The sequence below is a fragment of the Octadecabacter sp. R77987 genome (assembly GCF_042466115.1).
Lineage (GTDB): Bacteria > Pseudomonadota > Alphaproteobacteria > Rhodobacterales > Rhodobacteraceae > SW4.
Window position 1 is genome coordinate 935,433 of record NZ_JAXHBQ010000001.1, and the last position, 17,361, is coordinate 952,793.

A 17,361-nucleotide genomic window follows, 5' to 3' on the forward strand; every position below is an offset into this window, starting at 1 on the left:
GCCTGCATACGCAGAATTTCGGGAATGGAAAGGTCGCGCGCCGTCTTTTTTGCGGGGTTGTTGCCCTGTGCCTGCCCATCCCTTTGATTGACATGCTACCGGGTTTTTCTTTACACATTCTATTAACTGAATACGTAAAGGTGGCACCATGACCCTCACGCGGCGACGTTTCACAACCCTTGCAGCGGCGGGCATCGCCAGCGGTTTCGCACCCCTGCGTGCAAGCATGGCGCAGACCAGCCTTGGCGTGTTTACCCTGACATCGCTGTCGGATGGTGCACTGACGCTGCCGCTGTCTATGACGCTGGAACATGTCCCCGACGATCAGCGCGCGGCTGTCACGCAACACTATGGGTTTGGCGACACCCTGACGCCACCCTGCAACGTCACGCTGCTACAAACCGACACCCGCAACATCCTGTTTGATGTCGGTGCCGGCCCCGAATTCATGAGCAGTGCAGGCTTCTTGCTGGATGCGCTTGACGCCGCCGGCCTTGGCCCGGATGACATCACCGATGTGGTGTTCACCCACGCCCACCCTGATCACATCTGGGGGCTGGTGGATGATTTCGACGATCTGCTGTTTGCCAATGCCAGTTACATGATGGGTCAAGCCGAATGGGACTACTGGACCGATCCCGATACCGTGAACACAATCGACGCAGGCCGCACGACCTTTGCCGTCGGGGCCGCGCGGCGTCTGGCGCGGATCGCAGATCAGGTGACATTCTTTGGTGACGGTGCGGAAATCCTGCCCGGCGTTGCCGCGCGCGCAACCTTTGGGCACACACCGGGGCACATGGCGTTCGAGGTGCGCCAGGGAAGCGAGGCGATCATGATCCTTGGCGATTGCATCGGCAATCATCACCTTGCGTTTGATCACCCCGACTGGAGATCCGGTTCGGATCAGGATGCCGATCAAGGTGTTGCCACGCGTGTGGCCCTGCTGGACCAGCTTGCCCATGAACAGATGCAAATCCTGGGCTTTCATCTGCCCGACACGGGGATCGGGCGGGTTGAAAAGGCGGGCAGCGCCTATCGCTTCGTGCAGGACTAAACCACAGCCGCCGCAGTGCCGCGCCCCTTGCGCAGCAGCGTGTGCGTGGCCACGGCACCGATCCACATGCAGCCCACGGCAACCCATGCTGTCAGCGAAAAGATCGCGCCCCCCGACATGCCCGCACCAACCGCGCAGCCACCCGCCAGCATTGACCCGAACCCCATCAGGACCGCGCCGATCATGTAGCGTTCCATCGGCGTGTCCGCGCCAAACCGTTCGATGTGAAAGCCCCCGGTCAGAACCGCAGCCGTGCCCGCGCCAATGAACACGCCCGGCACAAGCCCAAGCCCGAAACCCAGCGGCGGATTGGGCGCATTGACCAGCGCCATCAACGTATCTGTCGATGGCCCCGTGAATGTCACCGATGTGATCCCCACCACCTCGAACGAGGCCTGCGCCACCTGATAGGTGCCGACCCAGCCCCCTGCGACCGCAAGCCCGACAAAAGCGGCACTTGTGATCCATGACAATGCAACGCCCTTGCGCGACGCGAATACCAACGCAGCCGACAGGCACAGCGCAGCCAATGCAGCTGCGATGGGCGCCGTGATCCCGACCAAGGCCAGCAGATCACGCGATGTGCCCCCCGGCACGGCCCACAGCGTGGACAGTGTTTCGCGCACGGGCGCCAGAACACCGGTCAGCGAGGCCTGCGCGACGATCGTCAGCACCAGCCCTGTCAGCATCGCGCGCAGGTTTCCTGTGGCTGACAGAACCAGCAATCGGCTGGCGCATCCGCGCGCAAGGATCATGCCGATGCCAAACATCAACCCGCCAATGACCGCGCCGGACATGCTGCCGACATTGGCAAGCTGGCGCGCATCAACCACGTTCAGCCAGCCCAGCGTGATCGCCAGTTGCACAGCAAACAAGGCCGCAAAAAAGGCCACCAGCCAGATCGCAAAACGCCCGCCCCATTGCCCGTCGGCAACTTCGACCGTGGCGGCACGCAGACAAAACCGCGACTGATAGGCCGCCGCGCCAAACACGATCCCGACAATCAGGCCCAACGCGGTCAGGATCGTTCCTTCGCCAAATGTCTCTAACAGGTTTTCCATATCAGACCCCAGTTTTGCCTGACCTAGCACAGCCGCAAAAGCCCGCCTTGCGCGAGATCAAACCCTACTGCGCCGCCATGGGCAAACGCGCCAGTTGGCACTGTGCCCAGAGTGTTTCCAGCGCGCCGACCAGGGCGTCGATATCGGCCTGGCTATGCACGGGCGACGGGGTGATGCGCAGCCGTTCGGTGCCTTTGGGCACGGTCGGATAGTTGATCGGCTGGATGTAGATGCCGAACCGGTCCATCAGCACGTCCGACAGGTATTTGCATTTCACCGGATCGCCCACCATCACCGGAATGATGTGGCTGGGGTTGTCGATATGCGGGATTCCCGCCGCTTCAAGGCGTGCGCGCACCTGTGCCACACGGGCCTGCTGGCCTTCGCGTTCGATATTGGATTGCTTGAGGTGGCGGATCGAGGCACAAGCGCCCGCCGCCACGGCAGGTGGCAGGGCGGTCGTAAAGATGAACCCGCTCGCGAACGAGCGCACAAAATCGCAGACCGCGGCACTGCCCGCGATATAGCCGCCGACCACGCCAAAGGCCTTGCCCAGCGTCCCTTCGATCACGGTGATCCGGTCCATCAGCCCTTCGCGTTCGGCAATCCCGCCGCCGCGCGGGCCATACATGCCCACGGCGTGCACCTCGTCCAGATAGGTCATCGCGTTGTATTTGTCGGCCAGATCGCAAATCTCGCGGATCGGGGCGATGTCCCCGTCCATCGAATAGACGGATTCAAAGGCGATCAGTTTTGGGCGGTCCAGCGGCTGCGCGGCAAGTTTCGCCTCCAAGTCGGCCAGATCGTTGTGTTTCCAGATCTGACGCTCGGCCCGTGAATGGCGGATGCCTTCGATCATGCTCGCGTGGTTCAGCGCGTCCGACAGCACAAGGCAGTTCGGGATTTTCGACGCCAAAGTGCCAAGGGCCGCCCAGTTGGAAACATAACCGCTGGTGAACAGCAACGCGTCTTCCTTGCCGTGCAGATCGGCCAGCTCGCGTTCCAGCAAAACGTGATGATGGGTCGTGCCAGAGATGTTGCGGGTGCCGCCTGCGCCCGCGCCGACCTTGTCGAGCGCATCGTGCATCGCGTCCAGCACCTTGGGGTGCTGGCCCATCCCAAGATAATCATTGGAACACCAGATCGTGACAGGGCGCACCACATCACCCAGATGATTGGCCGCCCGCGGAAACGCACCCCGCTCCCGCGCAAGATCGGCAAAGACGCGGTAGTTGCCTTCGTCGCGCAAGCTTGTCAGCTGCGCGTTAAAAAAGTCGGTGTAGTTCATCGGCGGTTTTATCCTCCAAGGGCGTCTTGAACAATCTCATCCAGCAACGCCTGAACCTTTTGCATTTCGCCCTCGGGATAGTTGCGATGGCCAATCATGACCTCGCCATTCCGTTCGGTGACAAAGATACCGTAGGGGCAGTGGGCGATGTTCATGTGATCGGCTTCCATCACCTCACGCGACAGGGTTGCCGAGCAGAACAGAAAGATATCGGCGCCCGCAAAGATTTCGACGTCGCTGCCAACGTCAGCGCCCGTGCGGTTCAGCATGTCGCCCGTGTGGCTGACGTAATCAATCACCAGACCCTTGCCGACAATCGCGGTTTCCACCGAAAACGTGGCGTCCTCAAACGTCCCATCAAAGGGATAAACACTCGCCTCTTGGGCAGTGGCAAACGAACTGACAAAGCCCAAACAGGCCGCAAGTAGAAAACGTTTCATTTCAAGTCCTCCATAGTGACACCGCAGTCTAACGCGGTGTCGATGATCGGGCCTTGCGCGAAATCAAGGCCCGATGCGTTTAGCCGAACATGTCAGCGGCGATGCCATCATACCAACCCAGCGATTCCTCGTAGGTGGCCTGGCGCACCTCGCTGCTTTCACCGGTTTCGCTGATGAACCCGTCGACCTTGGCGATCTTTTCGTCCGTGGCCTCGTATGTGGCGCCGACTTTGACACCGTCATTGGTATCAATCAGCGACCAGCAGGTATTGGCAAAGCGCGCGGGGAACACTGTTGATCCGGTCAGCGCACCGCGCACCGCGTTGGCGCAAACTTTGGCTTGGGAATTGGCCGAAAAACCGGATTTCGGCATGTCACCCTGCGCACAGGCATCGCCCAAGACGTGGATGTTTTCATCCATCTTGGAAGACAGATCAGCCGCATTCACCGGCGCCCAGTTGCCTTCGGTGATGCCGGCAAGTTCGGCGATCCGGCCTGCTTTCATCGCCGGAATGACGTTGCAGACATCGACGTCGGTCACTTGGCCGTCGATGCTTAGGGTCATGGCTTCGGGGTCGACTTCGACATTGGCACCACCGAAATCAGGACCGATCCGTTCGATCATGCCAGCGTAGTGGGTGTTCCAGCCTTCCTCGAACAGGCCTTGCTTGGAAAACGCCTCTTTGGGGTCGGCGATCAGGATTTTGGCGGTCGGGTTTATGTCCTTGAGCATATGCGCGACCATGCTGATCCGCTCGTAGGGGCCGGGGGGGCAGCGGAACGGGTTGGGCGGCGCGACCATCGCATAGGTGCCGCCCTGTGGCATGGATTCGATCTGCGCGCGCAGCAACTCAGACTGCGATCCGGCCTTGTAGGCATGGGGCATCCTGTTTTGCGCGCTGACATCCCAACCGGGCACCGCGCCATCGACGAAATCAATGCCGGGCGACAGGATCAGGCGATCATAGGGGATGGTGTAACCGCCAGCTGTGGCCACGGTTTTTGCGTCACGGTCCACGCCAACGGCCCAGTCGTGCACAACATTGATCCCGTAGTTTGCCGCCAATCCGCCGTAAGAATGGCCAAGGCTTTCGATCGTGCGAAAGCCACCCAGATACAGGTTCGAGAAAAAGCAGGTGTAATAGTGGCGCGAGGGTTCGATCAGCGTCACGTCAATTTCACCATTGCTATCTTTGGCGATATAGCGCGCGGCCGTGGCCCCGCCTGCCCCGCCACCAACGACAACAACTCGCGGTCGCCCGTGTGCAGCGGCCCTGACCATGGGCGCGGCAAGCGCACCGGTTGCGGCAATCGTTCCAAGAAAAGCGCGTCTGTTGAATTTCATGTCTTCCTCCCTAGGTGGCACCGATTATTCGATGTCTTCGAAATACGCAGCGAGCGCTGCAATCTCCTCGTTTGACAGGCGCTGCGCCATCATCTGCATGACAGGGTGCGTGCGCACATTGTCCTTGTAGGCATGCATTGCGGTGACGAAATACGCGGCTGGCCAATTGGTGATGCTGGGAATGCCCGAGGCGTCACCACTGGCCTGATGGCAGGATGTGCATTCGCCTGACAGGTATTCCCCGTAAGCCGGATCGCCCACAATCGCGAGGATTTCAGGCGCGACCTCGTGGTCAACCGCCACAGCCGTTGGTGCGGATTCGGGGATGTTGATCGGACTGGCCGAAAAGGTGCGTAAATAGGCGACGATATCATCGCGGTCTTGCTGATCGGACAGCCCTGCAAAATTCATCCGCGTGCGCGAGACAAGCGCGCGCGGGTTTTCGAGATAGGCATCCAGCGTGTCAAAGTTCCACGTCAGCCCGTTTGTCGCGGCCCGCAGCAACCCTTCGGAATAGCGGAAGCCCTCGGCGTGGGCGGCCGCGCGGTCAAAGATGCCATTCAGGTGCGGACCAACGGCATGTTCAGCCCCTGCCCCGACCTGGTGGCAGCTTGCACATTTCGAAAACAGTTCGGCCCCGCGTTCAGGATCGCCGCCCGCGTCGGCATTTGCAGCGCCCGTGCCAAGCACGCACATCACAAATGCAAACGCTGGGAGGGCGAACCGGGTCATGGCGATGAAACACTTTCAATATAGGCGATCAATCCGTCGATTTCGGCCGCGTCACGCACCCCGCGGAACACCATCTTTGTGCCGGGCCGCGCGCCGCGCGGATCCGTGAGGAATGCGGCGAAACTCTCGGCATCCCACATCTCGCCTGCGGCATTGGCTTCGGCAAATACCGTCGAATACCGGAAACCCTCGACCGCACCGACCGTGCGGCCCAAAATGCCGTTCAGCTGCGGACCGGTGCCATTGCGGGCATCCTCGCCCACTTGGTGACACGCGCGGCACTGGCGGAATGCCCCTTCGCCCGCTGCGACAAGCGCGGGGTCAAGGTCTGCTTCAACCGCTTCGGCCACTTGCGGCGCGTCGGTCGCCATTTCGCTCTCGATTGGCGTTTCTTCGATCACCTCTTGCACGGCGGCCTCTTCTTCGGCGCCCTCTTCTTCCGGGGTCACGTCAAGGAATGTCGCCCGCATCGTGATCTCGACCGTCTCCTTGCAGTTTTCCATGCAAGGCTCGCCGCTCCACTGCGCATACTCCCGCTCGGCGCGGTCATCGACAACAAAGCCGCCAGCATTGGGCATTTCGACATCAAGGAAGTTTTCGTGGCTCAGCTCGAAATCATCATCGACAAGGTTATTGGAGTAGAGGATGTAGGCGACGATGGCATAGGTATCATCGGCGCTTAGGCTACCTGCGTTGCCAAAGGGCATTGAACGATGGGAATAGTCCCACACCGTCGACAGGTAAGGCCAATATGACCCGACAGTCTTGACCGGGTCGGCATTTGCCAGCGTGTCAAACCCGCCAGCCAGCACCGGCCAATTGTCCACGCCTTCGGCAAAATCGCCGTGGCAGGCTGCGCAGTTCTCGACGAACAGCTCTTCACCTGTCCAGACGTCGCCACTGCCTTCGGGCAAACCGCGCCCGTCCGGCAGAACATCAACGTTCCACGCGGCAACCTCCTCGGGCAGGGCTGCGCGCCCAAGATTGTAAGCAGCCTCGGACGCTGGCGCAGGTTCGGTCAACCCGCCGCCACTTGCAACCGCGGCTTGCAATGCGTCACGCTCGGCCAAAAGCTGCGCGATCTGGTCTTGGGCGTCTTGCGCCTGCGCAAGGGCACCCGTGACCGAGGCGTCCTTCTGCGCGAGTTGCGTTTCAAGGCTCGCCACCGTCTGGTCCTGATAGGTCCGCGTCGACAGGCCATAGGCCAGTGCAATCAGCATCGCGGTGCCACCCAGTGCGGGAAGAAATAAGTTAAGAGACTTCGACATTCTCGGCGATCCCTTCTTCGTTCACAAACCAGGTTTGGATGCAGTTGTTGTGATAGACCGAGTTTTCGCCGCGGCTTTCGCGGAGCTGGTCCTTGGTCGGTTGGACATAGCCGGTTTCGTCAATGGCACGTGATTGCAACAGCATCGGGCTGCCGTCCCAATCCATGTCCAGATAGAAGCGGGTCAGCGCCTTGGCGTCGCCCTGTTTGCCCAGTCGTGCGGTCTGCCAATTGGCACCGCCGTCGATTGACACATCAACCCGTGTGATCTTGCCGTGGCCGGACCACGCAAGGCCGGAAACAACCAGTGGTCCGGTGCCATGTGTGATCGGCATTTGCGGGCTTGGGGACGTGATGACGGATTTTGCATCCATGACCCACGTCCATTTTCGCGCAACGCCGTTCTCGTAGACATCGGTGTATTTTGACGTTTCTTCACGGCTTTCCACGGCGGCGTCGGTCACTTCGATCCGGCGGATCCATTTGACCCACATGTTGCCTTCCCAACCGGGAACGACAAGGCGCACCGGATAGCCGTGCTCCATGCGCAGGGCCTCGCCGTTGGCTTTGAAGGCCACCAGCACATCATCGAGCGCCTTTTCCATCGGGATCGAGCGGCCATTGGACGAGGCATCCGCCCCTTCCACATAGACCCATTTGTCGGCAGACATATCGGCACCGGCCTCGGCCAGCAGGGTGCGCAGCGGCACGCCGGTGTATTCCATGTTGTGAATCATGCCGTGGGTGAATTGCGCGCCGTTCAACTGCGCGCCAGCCCATTCCATGCCGGTATTGGCGGCACATTCGCAGAAATAGACGTGGTTTTCGCGCGGCAGGCGTTCCAGATCGGCGTAAGTAAAGACCAGCTCGCGATCAACAAGACCGTTGATCATCAAACGATAGTCGTCCTTGCTCAGCTCGATCGCGCCAGAATGGTGGCGCTCAAACGCGCAACCCTGCGGTGTGATTGTGCCGTCCAACGCGTGAATAGGCGTAAAGTTGATCGACGAAATCGGCGATGCGGTCAGCCATTCGACGTTGCGGCGCACCACGTCCGCTTCAAAACGGATGGGCAGACCATAGGGCGTTTCGTCGACGCCGACCCCAAGATACGAGGCCCAGTCCTGCAACTCGGTGATTTTCGGATCGGGCACGTCTTGCGCAACCGCCTGGCCTGCGACCGCGCCAGCGGCAACTGCGGCGCTGCCGCGCAGAAATGCCCGGCGGGATGTTTTTGCGAAATCATCCATTCTTACTTGCCTCCTTATGCGCCGACCACGTCGACACTTGTATTCGGTGCCACGCTGACGGTGCCTTTGTTCTTGATGTAATTCTCGACCACGTCCCAGATCGGCGGGCCTTCGGTCCCTTCGTTGACCGATGCCCAGCCTGCGACCACGTAGGTCTTGGCAGGGTCCAGCGTTTCGCCGGATTCGAGCAGCGTCAGATTGCTGATCCGTTCGCCAATCGGCTTGTTGATGTCGATCCGGTAGCCCATGCCACCAACACGCACCATGTCGCCACCCTGCTGGTAATAAGGGTCTTCGTTGAACAGGTTATCGGCCACGTCTTCCATGATGGTATGAATGAATTCACCTGTCATTTCAGTGCGGTAGGCATTGGGATAGGTCATCGAGGTGACGTTCCACAGGTCTTCGCGGGTGATGTCCTGCCCCGGCAGAATCGACGGACCCCAGCGCACGCCGGGGGACATGGCGATATCGGCATCACGTTCCTGGATCAGCGCGTCACAGATCAGGTCATCCCACGATCCGTTAAAGTTGCCGCGGCGATAAAGCAGCGTGTCGTCAGCCGTTTTGCCCAAGACTTCACTCAGCTCGGCCTCGAATGGCGCACGCTGTTCGTCGATGACAGCCGCCACGTCGGCATCGGGCGCGATCACATCGGAAAAAATCGGGATCAGCTTGTGGCGAAAGCCCATCATGCGGCCATCGCGCACGTCCAGATCGACGCGGCTGACGAATTTGCCGTTCGACCCCGATGCGATGATGATCGTGTCGTTGATCAGCACCGGTTCAGGCAGCGCATCATGGGTGTGGCCCGCAAGGATCACATCAATCCCTGTCACACGGCCTGCCATCGCCTTGTCCACATCAAAGCCGTTGTGCGACAGGCAGACCACCAGTTCGGCCCCCATAACGCGCACTTCATCGACCATTTCCTGCATCCGCTGGTCACGGATACCAAACGAGTATTCAGGGAACATCCAACCGGGGTTGGCGATGGGCATATAGGGGAAAGCCTGCCCGATCACGGCGATCTTCACGCCGCCCCGTTCAAAGAACTTATAGGGCTGGAAGTCTTCCGATGGTTCATCCCATTCGGCGTCAAAGATGTTCTGGCCAAGCGCTGCAAACGGCAATTCACCAACAATGTCGCGCACGCGATCCGACCCAAGCGTAAATTCCCAGTGGAATGTCATCGCATCGGGCTTGAGCATGTTCATGACATTGACCACGTCCTGCCCTTCGGTTTGATAACAGGTGTAGGACCCATGCCACGTATCGCCGCCATCCAGCAGCAAGGCGTCAGGGCGCGCGGCGCGGATCTGGTTCACGACCGTTGCGACACGATCCATCCCGCCCATCTTGCCATAGCTTTGGGCAAGCGCGGAAAAATCGTTGTATGTCAGGGCGTAATGAGACGGGCTGCCGTCGTCGATACCATAAGCGCGGCGGAAATCGGCACCCGTGATATGGGGCACAGCGCCCTTGTTATTGCCGACCCCCAGATTGATTTCCGGCTCGCGGAAATAGATCGGTTTCAGCTGCGCGTGAATATCGGTGACATGGATCAGCGACACGTTTCCAAAGGTCTCGAACTCCAGCAGTTGATCCTGGGTCAGCGCCTGCTGCGCGGCCAAACGGCCCCAGTTGCCAAACCCGGACGTGCCGATGATTGCACTGGCGGCCACGCTGGCCTGTAGAAAATCGCGCCGTGAGATCATGTGCTTACCTCGGTTCCCAGCCATCACATTCGTAAAGCTGAATATATTAAGTGAAAGAAAGCCCGCGAACGCAGATGCGCCGCGGGCCTTCCCGTGTTCTAGTTGCGGACCGACGGACCTTCGACCGACAGACCGTTGCCGCGTGACGCCACGTATAGTTCAAGCGCGACAAATTCGGGGCTGCCAACCGCATAGGTTTCCGCGCGCGTGTCGCGAATGCAGCCACGGAAACGCGAATGCACACCATTCAACCGTGCATTTTTCAAACGATAGGTCGGAAAGCCGTTGATCATGCCCATGCTAAGATGGTCAGCGCGGATCAGGTTGCCGTAGTTCTGCTCGTGACAGGATGCGCAGGACAGATCAAGCTGACCGTTACGGGTATAATACAACTCGCGCCCCAGCTCCCATGCGTCCTGTGCCGGACCGTCTATCGCAACATCCACCGACATCCCGCGGGACACTGATGCCAAAAGCGCCGTCATGTTCAGCATTTCGTCCTTGTCATAGGCCCATTCTTCGGCGCCCATCTGTTCCGTGCGGCACCCGTTGATCTGCATTGTCATGGTGCGCACTTCACCGGCGCCTTCGTTCCAGCGCGGATAAACTGCGCTGATTCCGGCCATATCTTCGGGTGCGCCATGGCAGCTTGCGCAGGACTCGCCTGCTTCGCCTTCGACGGTATTCCACGATTCAATCGCCGCCTCGGTAAAGATCATGCCGGGGTTCTCGAAATCATCCATTTCAAAGGCCTGGGTTTCCGTCGAGCGGAATACCCATCCCGACATGATCTCGCTAATCCCGGTCCCGTCCATGTGGGCGGGTGCCGGTGCGCGCACCGTGATTTCGATTTCACCGTTGATGACCAGATCGGCATCTTCGTCAGCCATTGCCGGCCCAAAGGGGACGGCCATAGCGAGACACACGGCACTTGCGGACAGTAGTGTTTTTTTCATTTTCGCCCCTCCCTGGACAAGTAACCTAGTTGACTGCGATGTCTTTGCTGTCGGTGTAGATGTCGCCATCGTCGTCATACCAGGTAAAGACAAAGGTGCCGCTTTCCGGCACAACCGCTTCGAATTCCAGAAACGGGTTCGTGGAAATGGCGGGTTCAAGTGTCACATCAATCACCATTTCACCGTCAAATTCGCAGGTGAAGCGGTTGATGATCGACCGTGGAATGACGTTGCCGTCACCGTCTTTGCGCTGGCCCGATTCCATCGGGTGCGAGATCAGCGTCTTGATCGTGATCGTCTCGCCAGCGGTGGCGTCGCGTGGAACGCGGACGCGGGGTGTTACGTTATCTGCCATGTGTCGTTGCTCCTGTTAGCCGCCGCAGCCGCCGATTGTGACTTTCACCTCTTGCGAGGCCTGAACGAACGACCCGTCGGGCATTTTCGCGATTGCGACAACGTCCTGCGTTCCGGCAAGGCGGATCCGCGTCGAGGCGTGCTGCGCGCCCGCCAGCGGGCCAAAGTTGAACGTGCCCACGGCGGGTGTCGGGTTGCCGGTGGCAAGCACCATGATTGAAACGGCACCGGGTGCGTCGACTTCGATTGGCACCGTGTTGCCGTTTTCAGCGATTTCCGGCGCGATCAACGTGATCCCGCCTGTGCCGACTTCGGCGCCACCCGTGAATGCGGCGATGTCAGCGTCGACATCTGCGAATGCCTTGAATGGCACGACAGCCGCGAATGCGGTGCCCATCGCCATCAAAAGCGTCTCTCTGCGTGTAAAGCTCATGCTGTCTCCTGTAGCGTCTGGCTGCGTTTAGTAGTCTTGCAGCGTCATGAGGTAAGCGACCACATCTTCGATTTCCTGCGCGGTCAAGATCGGGTCAAGCGGACCTTCGGCGGCCTTGCCGGTATAGCCGTTGCCGGGGCGGTTAAAGCCGTCGACCATGTAAAACGCGGGCATGACCGTGTCGGGGAAAACCATCTTGGCGTTGGCCACGATGCCGCGCAAGTCAGCCTCCTCCCAACGTGCGCCAGCCCCGTCAAGCGAGGGGCCGACTTCGCCGTGGAACGGATAGTCGTCAAGCGCTGTGACCTGATGGCAGGCAATGCAGTTGCCCTTGCCGCGGTTGACCATAATTTCAAGTCCGGCAGCAGGGTCGCCAGCTGTTCCGGACACGGACATTTCAACCTGCCCGTAATCGCCAAACGCGACGTCACTTGGCGCGGTTTCAGCCATGGCGAGCGTGCCAAAGCTCGCGGCGAATGCCGAAAGTAAAATCCTGTTCATGGTCTCTCCCTGGGTCTTCGATCCTCTTGGCATACCGTAGTCCACCAATTCGCAGACTCGCAACATAAAAAATCAACTATTTGAATATGACTATGTGAAGGCCGATTTTTACTCAACGATTCCGCGTTCTTGCAGGATTCGTGCGTGGTAACGTTGAAATGTTTCGTCGGTCAGGTAGTGGCCTTCGCGAATCCAGTTGAGCAGATTTCAGAGTCGTCCACTTGCCGAATGCACCGGGCATCGTGACGATTGCAGCCTGACTGGCGGTGGCATCCTCGGCCACCTCGGGCGGGAAGAACATCAGTGTGGGTGTGAACTGCGCATTCCAGCGCCGCACGATATCTTTCTCGGCCATCACTTCGCCGTCAAAATCGGTGACTTCGACATCACCGAACATGTTGATTTGCACGACGAAAAAACTGTCATGCAGGGCGGCATTGATTTCGGGGTCAGGATAGACTGTTTCATGCATCCGCGAGCAGTATATACAGCCACGTTGTTCGATCATGACCAACAGCGTTTTGCCTTGGTCATTGGCATCTGCCAGATCCTCGCGCAGGTCTTTGAACGTTTCCTGGATCCAGTCGGCATCATGCAGCCCGTCATCGCCAAGTTCGGCCGCAAACAGCGGCGTTGCGATCAGGGCAAGGGCGGCAAGTGTGGTGCGGAACATGGTCAAGTCTCCTTTATCCGATGGTTGCAAAACTTGGGAAGGTTTCGATCAGCCACTGGGCGATGTAGTTGACCGAATTGGTGGCAATCAGAATGGCAAAGAGGATCAGCATCACGCCCATCGCCTTTTCCACCATGCCCAGATATTTCCGGTTGCGCTGCGCCCAGCCCAGAAACGGGCGGGCAAACAGCGCCGCGACAATAAACGGCGAGGTCATCGCGATGCCGTAAACGAACAACAGCGCCCCACCCTCCCAGATATTGCCCAAACTGCCGGCCATGAACAGGATCGACGCAAGCGCCGGACCCACGCAGGGCGTCCAGCCAAAACCGAATGCTAGCCCCATCAGGTATGCGCCCAGGATGTTGGAAGGTGCTGCCGTGCTTTCAACGCGGGCTTCGCGGTAAAGCAGCGGGATGCGCACGACTCCAAGAAAATGCAGACCGAACAGCAACAGAATTGCCGCCGCCACATAGCTAAGCTCCTGCTTCCATTGCCCGAACGCGCCACCGACCGCTGTCGCACCCATGCCCAGCAACACAAAAATCGTCGTCACCCCAAGGGCAAAGGCGATGGCCGAAATCACCAGTTTACGCTGGGTGCCCGGTGGAAAATCATCCTCGCCGCGCAGTTCATTCATGGAAATGCCCGCCATATAACTAAGGTAGAACGGCACCATCGGCAGGATGCAGGGCGTAAAGAATGACAAGAGCCCGGCGATCACAGCGCCGAAATAGGTGATCTCTTGCATGTCGGGATTCCTTGAAACGGATATTGATTCACATTACGATACGTGAATGCATAAGCGTTTGACTAGCCTTTTTCACATCGTCGCGCTGGGCTTGGTCATGGCGCTGCCCATGGCTGCACGCGGCGAAACGATCCTGATGATGGCTGAGGAACCCGGCTGCATCTGGTGCGCCGCATGGAACCGCGATGTCGCCCCGATCTACGACAAGACCGGCGAAGGTGCCGCCGCCCCGCTGCGCCGTGTCGATATTACCGACCCGATCCCCGATGACATCACGCTGGAACGCGCCATCAATTTTACGCCGACCTTTGTCTTGTTGATTGACGGCACCGAAATGTCACGTCTTGAGGGATATCCGGGCGAAGATTTCTTTTGGGGACTGTTGGGAATGATGCTTGAGCGCAATGGCGTCGCCTTTGAATTGCGCGGCGACACGCAACCGCGTGCGCAGTGACACAGTTTGTGATTTTATTCCTGCGCGCCCTCGTCAGGAAGTGTGGTTTTCTATAAGCGAGGCGCAATTTCATGGGGATCGGACACGATAGATGAGTTTGCCAGTTCTAGACGACAGCCTGAGCGAAGCTGAAATCGACCAGATGGTCGAGAACGCAACCAATGCGACGAATTTCCTCAAGGCGATCGGTCACGAGGGGCGTTTGCTGATCCTGTGCCACCTGGCGACGGGTGAAAAGTCCGTGGCCGAGCTGGAACGCCTGCTGTCGGCCCGTCAGGCGGCCGTGTCCCAGCAACTGGGTCGACTGCGCCTTGAAGGGCTGGTGCAACCGCGCCGCGATGGCAAGGCGATCTACTACAGCTTGACGGATGATCGCTGCAAGCGGATCATATCAGTTGTTTACGATCTGTTTTGCAAGACGGACTGACCTGCCAGCAATTTGTGTATGGTCGGCCCTCAAACGGGAGGATTCACCATGCTTGATGCTTGGGGTGACGGCAATGTCGCAGCACTTGCAGGCGTGTTCGGGGGTATCCTGCTGGGCCTTGCCGCACGGCTGGGCCGGTTTTGCACGTTAGGTGCGATCGAAGACTACGCATATGGTGGCAACGATGTGCGGATGCGCATGTGGGTGCTGGCGATTGGCACTGCTGTTTTGGCCACATTCGCCTGTGTTGCGCTTGGCTGGGTCACGCCCACATCGTCGTTCTACATCAACCAGACCACCGCCCCCCTTGCCGCAATCGCGGGCGGGCTGGTGTTTGGCTACGGGATGGCCATGGCCGGCAACTGCGGCTTTGGCGCGCTGGCGCGGTTGGGTGGCGGCGATCTGCGCTCGTTCGTGATTGTCGTGGTGATGGGGCTGGCGGCCTATGCCACCATTTCCGGCCCGTTTGCATGGCTGCGCGTGTTGATCTTCCCGCCACCGGGACCGGCAGACACGCCACAAAGCATCGCCTATCTGATCAGCAATGTCAGCGGCTTGCCTGTCTGGGCGATTGGCGTTGCCATCGGTATCGGCTTGATCGCACTGGCCCTTGGGGCCGCATCAATTCGCGCCAGCAAGGCCGCAATGTTCTGGTCCGTGGTCGTGGGGATCGCGATCACCAGCGCTTGGGTTTTCACAAGCTGGATCACGGCCAACGGATTTGATGGCACACCCGTTGTGTCGCACACCTTTTCGGCCCCGCTGGGCGAAACGATGCTGTATGCAATGACCGCCTCGGGGCAGACACTCAGCTTTGGGATCGGATCGGTCGCGGGTGTTTGGACGGGTGCATTCATCGGCAGCCTGATCAAGGGCCATTTCCGCTGGGAAGCCTGCGAGGACCCGCGCGAATTGCGCCGCCAGATTTTCGGCGCGGCGATGATGGGTGCTGGCGCGGCTGTGGCTTTGGGCTGTAGCATCGGTCAGGGCCTGTCGGCATTTTCGCTGCTGGCCTTTTCGGCCCCGCTGACCTTTGCCGCGATTTTCGTCGGCGCGCGATTGGGGCTGAAACACCTGATCGAAGGCTTCGCGCAGACGACCTAGCCAATGCGCAGCAAAAGCGCCAAAACATCCGCCCGATGCACAAGCCCTGCGATTCTGGTCCCGTCCATCACAGGAAAAACACGGTGGGGATGTTTCAAAAACATCTCGGCCACGGCAACAACATCGTCGTTCAGATTGACGCTGACCACATCGCGCGACATCCGGTCGGCAACGCGCCCCGTCCATTCCTGATAGTAACTGGCGTGGAGGGCGGGTTTGAAACAGTCCTTTTGCGTCAGGATCCCCTCAAGGCGGCCATCCGCGCCAACCACAACGGCGGCCGCTGCGCGCGCGTCAACCAGCAGTGTCGCCGCGCGCCGGATTGCCATTTCGGGTGTCAGGGTTGGCGTATCATCGCGCAGGATGTCCGCCACACGGTATTGCGTCATTTCGCACCCTCCCCGGCGATGCGGCGCAGCGGGCAATCCTCGCAGCGGTCCTTGCGCAGGCCCGCCGTGGCACCGCAGCTTGTTTTTACCGGACCACGCCCCAAGGTCAGCCCCAGCCCAAGCCCGACCGCAGCAAGGCCAAAGACAAGGATCGCAAACAGGATTTCCATCAGGATCGGTCCTTTCTCATGACAACTGGCCCGCGATCTGGCCTGTCACAACCCGTGTCATCGCACTGCCATCCTGCACCAGAAACAACGCTGAAATGCTGTTCGCCCGCGCCAGGTCGGGCCCGCCCGTTGCCCCTGCCGCAAACAGCGCCGTGGCCCAACCATCAGCCGTCATCGCATCATCGGCAAGGACTGTGACAGACAACAGCCCTGCATCAGCGGGGGCTTGCGCGGCGGGGTCGATAATGTGGCCATAGGTGTGTCCGTTCAGAACAAAGCTTTGCGTGCGCAGGCCCGATGTCGCAACCGCCTGTCCCTGCTTTAGCCGCAGGGTCGCGGCAGGCGCATGGGCGGGCCGCGGATGTTGCACTGCAACCTGCCAGTCACGTCCCGATGGGTGCTGACCCAGCGCGCGCAGTTCGCCGCCAAGATCAAACAGCAGATTGTCAAACCCTGCGCGCCGCGCCAGATCGACTGCCCCGTCAAGCGCGCGCCCTTTGGCGATCCCGCACAGGTCCAGCGTCAGATCATCGCGCGTCTTGCCAATTGATGCACCGCCAACCTGCAAACCCCGCCAATCAGGTGTCGCACCACCTGCAATCGGGCCAAATCCCCAACGCGCAACCAGCGGGCCGACCGTGGGGTCGAACGCGCCGTTGCTGGCATCAGCAAGTGCCAGCGCCGCACGGGTGACATGCAGGGTTTCGGGATCAACGGCCAAAGCCCCTGCCTCCATGGCGTTGAACCGGCTTAATGCGCTATCGGCGCGCCAGGGTGACATCTGCGCATCAATCGCGGCGAACAAGGCGTCAATCTGCGGGCGCAACCCTTCAAGATCGGCCGCCAATGCCCCGCTGATCTGCCATGTTGTGCCAAAGGCTGCGCCTGCTATCCCCCCCGTGGTCGCCCCTGCCATACGCGGCAACACAACGGCTGCGCCAATCATGCCAAGGGCGGCGCGGCGTGTCGCAAGAAACTGTCGCTCAACCAT

General features: G+C 59.8%; 20 protein-coding genes and 1 pseudogene. 4 read left to right on the forward strand and 17 right to left on the reverse strand.

What is annotated here, in order from left to right; all coding sequences use genetic code 11:
- Window positions 1–148 precede the first annotated feature (148 nt).
- Window positions 149–1,057 carry an MBL fold metallo-hydrolase gene (locus SJY21_RS04695; protein ID WP_377506903.1) on the forward strand — a complete coding sequence of 303 codons (909 nt, stop codon included), beginning with the start codon at window positions 149–151 and terminating at the stop codon, window positions 1,055–1,057.
- On the opposite strand, the gene SJY21_RS04700 is transcribed toward SJY21_RS04695, so the two are convergent.
- From SJY21_RS04700 to SJY21_RS04765, 14 genes and pseudogenes are all read right to left on the reverse strand, one after another.
- Entirely contained in the window at window positions 1,054–2,118 is a 1,065-nt protein-coding gene (locus tag SJY21_RS04700; protein WP_377506906.1) for a YeeE/YedE family protein, read from the reverse strand. The two genes, SJY21_RS04695 and SJY21_RS04700, sit on opposite strands and share 4 nt — an antisense overlap.
- A 64-nt stretch (window positions 2,119–2,182) precedes the next feature.
- Window positions 2,183–3,406 carry a 5-aminolevulinate synthase gene (hemA, locus tag SJY21_RS04705; RefSeq protein ID WP_377506909.1) on the reverse strand — a complete coding sequence of 408 codons (1,224 nt, stop codon included), beginning with the start codon at window positions 3,404–3,406 and terminating at the stop codon, window positions 2,183–2,185.
- Between the two features lie 8 nt (window positions 3,407–3,414).
- Complete coding sequence (locus tag SJY21_RS04710; RefSeq protein ID WP_377506912.1) at window positions 3,415–3,846, reverse strand: DUF302 domain-containing protein; 432 nt, start codon at window positions 3,844–3,846, stop codon at window positions 3,415–3,417.
- Between the two features lie 79 nt (window positions 3,847–3,925).
- Window positions 3,926–5,191: an FCSD flavin-binding domain-containing protein gene (locus tag SJY21_RS04715; protein WP_377506915.1), complete on the reverse strand. Its 1,266-nt coding sequence runs from the start codon at window positions 5,189–5,191 to the stop codon at window positions 3,926–3,928.
- 24 nt (window positions 5,192–5,215) lie between these two features.
- The gene (locus tag SJY21_RS04720; protein WP_377506918.1) at window positions 5,216–5,923 is read right to left on the reverse strand and encodes a c-type cytochrome; all 708 of its coding nucleotides are present in this window, start codon (window positions 5,921–5,923) and stop codon (window positions 5,216–5,218) included.
- Window positions 5,920–7,191 carry a c-type cytochrome gene (locus tag SJY21_RS04725; RefSeq protein ID WP_377506921.1) on the reverse strand — a complete coding sequence of 424 codons (1,272 nt, stop codon included), beginning with the start codon at window positions 7,189–7,191 and terminating at the stop codon, window positions 5,920–5,922. The genes SJY21_RS04720 and SJY21_RS04725 overlap by 4 nt, the downstream gene beginning before the upstream one ends.
- Window positions 7,175–8,440: a sulfite dehydrogenase gene (soxC, locus tag SJY21_RS04730; protein WP_377506924.1), complete on the reverse strand. Its 1,266-nt coding sequence runs from the start codon at window positions 8,438–8,440 to the stop codon at window positions 7,175–7,177. Before soxC ends, SJY21_RS04725 begins: the two co-directional genes overlap by 17 nt.
- A 14-nt stretch (window positions 8,441–8,454) precedes the next feature.
- Window positions 8,455–10,158, reverse strand: a complete 1,704-nt coding sequence (soxB, locus tag SJY21_RS04735) for a thiosulfohydrolase SoxB (RefSeq protein ID WP_377506927.1) — start codon at window positions 10,156–10,158, stop codon at window positions 8,455–8,457.
- A gap of 98 nt (window positions 10,159–10,256) precedes the next feature.
- A complete protein-coding gene (gene soxA / locus SJY21_RS04740) occupies window positions 10,257–11,114 on the reverse strand; it encodes a sulfur oxidation c-type cytochrome SoxA (RefSeq protein ID WP_377506930.1) in 858 nt (285 codons plus the stop codon).
- Window positions 11,115–11,139: 25 nt separating this feature from the next.
- Window positions 11,140–11,469 carry a thiosulfate oxidation carrier complex protein SoxZ gene (gene soxZ, locus SJY21_RS04745; RefSeq protein ID WP_377506933.1) on the reverse strand — a complete coding sequence of 110 codons (330 nt, stop codon included), beginning with the start codon at window positions 11,467–11,469 and terminating at the stop codon, window positions 11,140–11,142.
- 15 nt (window positions 11,470–11,484) lie between these two features.
- Complete coding sequence (gene soxY, locus SJY21_RS04750) at window positions 11,485–11,901, reverse strand: thiosulfate oxidation carrier protein SoxY (RefSeq protein ID WP_377506936.1); 417 nt, start codon at window positions 11,899–11,901, stop codon at window positions 11,485–11,487.
- 27 nt (window positions 11,902–11,928) lie between these two features.
- A complete protein-coding gene (gene soxX / locus SJY21_RS04755) occupies window positions 11,929–12,402 on the reverse strand; it encodes a sulfur oxidation c-type cytochrome SoxX (RefSeq protein WP_377506939.1) in 474 nt (157 codons plus the stop codon).
- 108 nt (window positions 12,403–12,510) lie between these two features.
- Window positions 12,511–13,075: pseudogene (locus SJY21_RS04760) on the reverse strand (thioredoxin family protein).
- Window positions 13,076–13,088: 13 nt separating this feature from the next.
- A complete protein-coding gene (locus SJY21_RS04765) occupies window positions 13,089–13,826 on the reverse strand; it encodes a cytochrome c biogenesis CcdA family protein (RefSeq protein ID WP_377506942.1) in 738 nt (245 codons plus the stop codon).
- Window positions 13,827–13,872: 46 nt separating this feature from the next.
- On the opposite strand from SJY21_RS04765, the gene SJY21_RS04770 reads away from it, so the two are divergent.
- The 3 genes from SJY21_RS04770 (at window position 13,873) to SJY21_RS04780 (ending at window position 15,811) form a co-directional block, all read left to right on the forward strand.
- On the forward strand, window positions 13,873–14,280 hold the full coding sequence (locus SJY21_RS04770; RefSeq protein WP_377506945.1) for a hypothetical protein: 408 nt from the start codon (window positions 13,873–13,875) through the stop codon (window positions 14,278–14,280).
- 91 nt (window positions 14,281–14,371) lie between these two features.
- Window positions 14,372–14,707 carry an ArsR/SmtB family transcription factor gene (locus SJY21_RS04775; RefSeq protein WP_377506948.1) on the forward strand — a complete coding sequence of 112 codons (336 nt, stop codon included), beginning with the start codon at window positions 14,372–14,374 and terminating at the stop codon, window positions 14,705–14,707.
- Between the two features lie 48 nt (window positions 14,708–14,755).
- Window positions 14,756–15,811 (forward strand): YeeE/YedE family protein, encoded by a 1,056-nt coding sequence (locus SJY21_RS04780; protein WP_377506951.1) that lies wholly within the window; start codon window positions 14,756–14,758, stop codon window positions 15,809–15,811.
- Here the strand turns inward: SJY21_RS04780 and SJY21_RS04785 are convergent.
- The 3 genes from SJY21_RS04785 to SJY21_RS04795 are packed head-to-tail and all read right to left on the reverse strand — an operon-like array spanning window position 15,808 to window position 17,361.
- Window positions 15,808–16,200, reverse strand: a complete 393-nt coding sequence (locus SJY21_RS04785; RefSeq protein WP_377506954.1) for a CBS domain-containing protein — start codon at window positions 16,198–16,200, stop codon at window positions 15,808–15,810. The two genes, SJY21_RS04780 and SJY21_RS04785, sit on opposite strands and share 4 nt — an antisense overlap.
- Window positions 16,197–16,370 carry a hypothetical protein gene (locus SJY21_RS04790; RefSeq protein WP_377506957.1) on the reverse strand — a complete coding sequence of 58 codons (174 nt, stop codon included), beginning with the start codon at window positions 16,368–16,370 and terminating at the stop codon, window positions 16,197–16,199. Before SJY21_RS04790 ends, SJY21_RS04785 begins: the two co-directional genes overlap by 4 nt.
- A gap of 16 nt (window positions 16,371–16,386) precedes the next feature.
- On the reverse strand, window positions 16,387–17,361 hold the full coding sequence (locus SJY21_RS04795; RefSeq protein ID WP_377506960.1) for an FAD:protein FMN transferase: 975 nt from the start codon (window positions 17,359–17,361) through the stop codon (window positions 16,387–16,389).

Coding starts and splice junctions, on each gene's coding strand:
- SJY21_RS04695 (WP_377506903.1), top strand. CDS start 149: ATGACCCTCACGCGGCGACGTTTCACAACCCTTGCAGCGGCGGGCATC.
- SJY21_RS04700 (WP_377506906.1), bottom strand. CDS start 2,118: ATGGAAAACCTGTTAGAGACATTTGGCGAAGGAACGATCCTGACCGCG.
- hemA (WP_377506909.1), bottom strand. CDS start 3,406: ATGAACTACACCGACTTTTTTAACGCGCAGCTGACAAGCTTGCGCGAC.
- SJY21_RS04710 (WP_377506912.1), bottom strand. CDS start 3,846: ATGAAACGTTTTCTACTTGCGGCCTGTTTGGGCTTTGTCAGTTCGTTT.
- SJY21_RS04715 (WP_377506915.1), bottom strand. CDS start 5,191: ATGAAATTCAACAGACGCGCTTTTCTTGGAACGATTGCCGCAACCGGT.
- SJY21_RS04720 (WP_377506918.1), bottom strand. CDS start 5,923: ATGACCCGGTTCGCCCTCCCAGCGTTTGCATTTGTGATGTGCGTGCTT.
- SJY21_RS04725 (WP_377506921.1), bottom strand. CDS start 7,191: ATGTCGAAGTCTCTTAACTTATTTCTTCCCGCACTGGGTGGCACCGCG.
- soxC (WP_377506924.1), bottom strand. CDS start 8,440: ATGGATGATTTCGCAAAAACATCCCGCCGGGCATTTCTGCGCGGCAGC.
- soxB (WP_377506927.1), bottom strand. CDS start 10,158: ATGATCTCACGGCGCGATTTTCTACAGGCCAGCGTGGCCGCCAGTGCA.
- soxA (WP_377506930.1), bottom strand. CDS start 11,114: ATGAAAAAAACACTACTGTCCGCAAGTGCCGTGTGTCTCGCTATGGCC.
- soxZ (WP_377506933.1), bottom strand. CDS start 11,469: ATGGCAGATAACGTAACACCCCGCGTCCGCGTTCCACGCGACGCCACC.
- soxY (WP_377506936.1), bottom strand. CDS start 11,901: ATGAGCTTTACACGCAGAGAGACGCTTTTGATGGCGATGGGCACCGCA.
- soxX (WP_377506939.1), bottom strand. CDS start 12,402: ATGAACAGGATTTTACTTTCGGCATTCGCCGCGAGCTTTGGCACGCTC.
- SJY21_RS04765 (WP_377506942.1), bottom strand. CDS start 13,826: ATGCAAGAGATCACCTATTTCGGCGCTGTGATCGCCGGGCTCTTGTCA.
- SJY21_RS04770 (WP_377506945.1), top strand. CDS start 13,873: ATGCATAAGCGTTTGACTAGCCTTTTTCACATCGTCGCGCTGGGCTTG.
- SJY21_RS04775 (WP_377506948.1), top strand. CDS start 14,372: ATGAGTTTGCCAGTTCTAGACGACAGCCTGAGCGAAGCTGAAATCGAC.
- SJY21_RS04780 (WP_377506951.1), top strand. CDS start 14,756: ATGCTTGATGCTTGGGGTGACGGCAATGTCGCAGCACTTGCAGGCGTG.
- SJY21_RS04785 (WP_377506954.1), bottom strand. CDS start 16,200: ATGACGCAATACCGTGTGGCGGACATCCTGCGCGATGATACGCCAACC.
- SJY21_RS04790 (WP_377506957.1), bottom strand. CDS start 16,370: ATGGAAATCCTGTTTGCGATCCTTGTCTTTGGCCTTGCTGCGGTCGGG.
- SJY21_RS04795 (WP_377506960.1), bottom strand. CDS start 17,361: ATGGTTGAGCGACAGTTTCTTGCGACACGCCGCGCCGCCCTTGGCATG.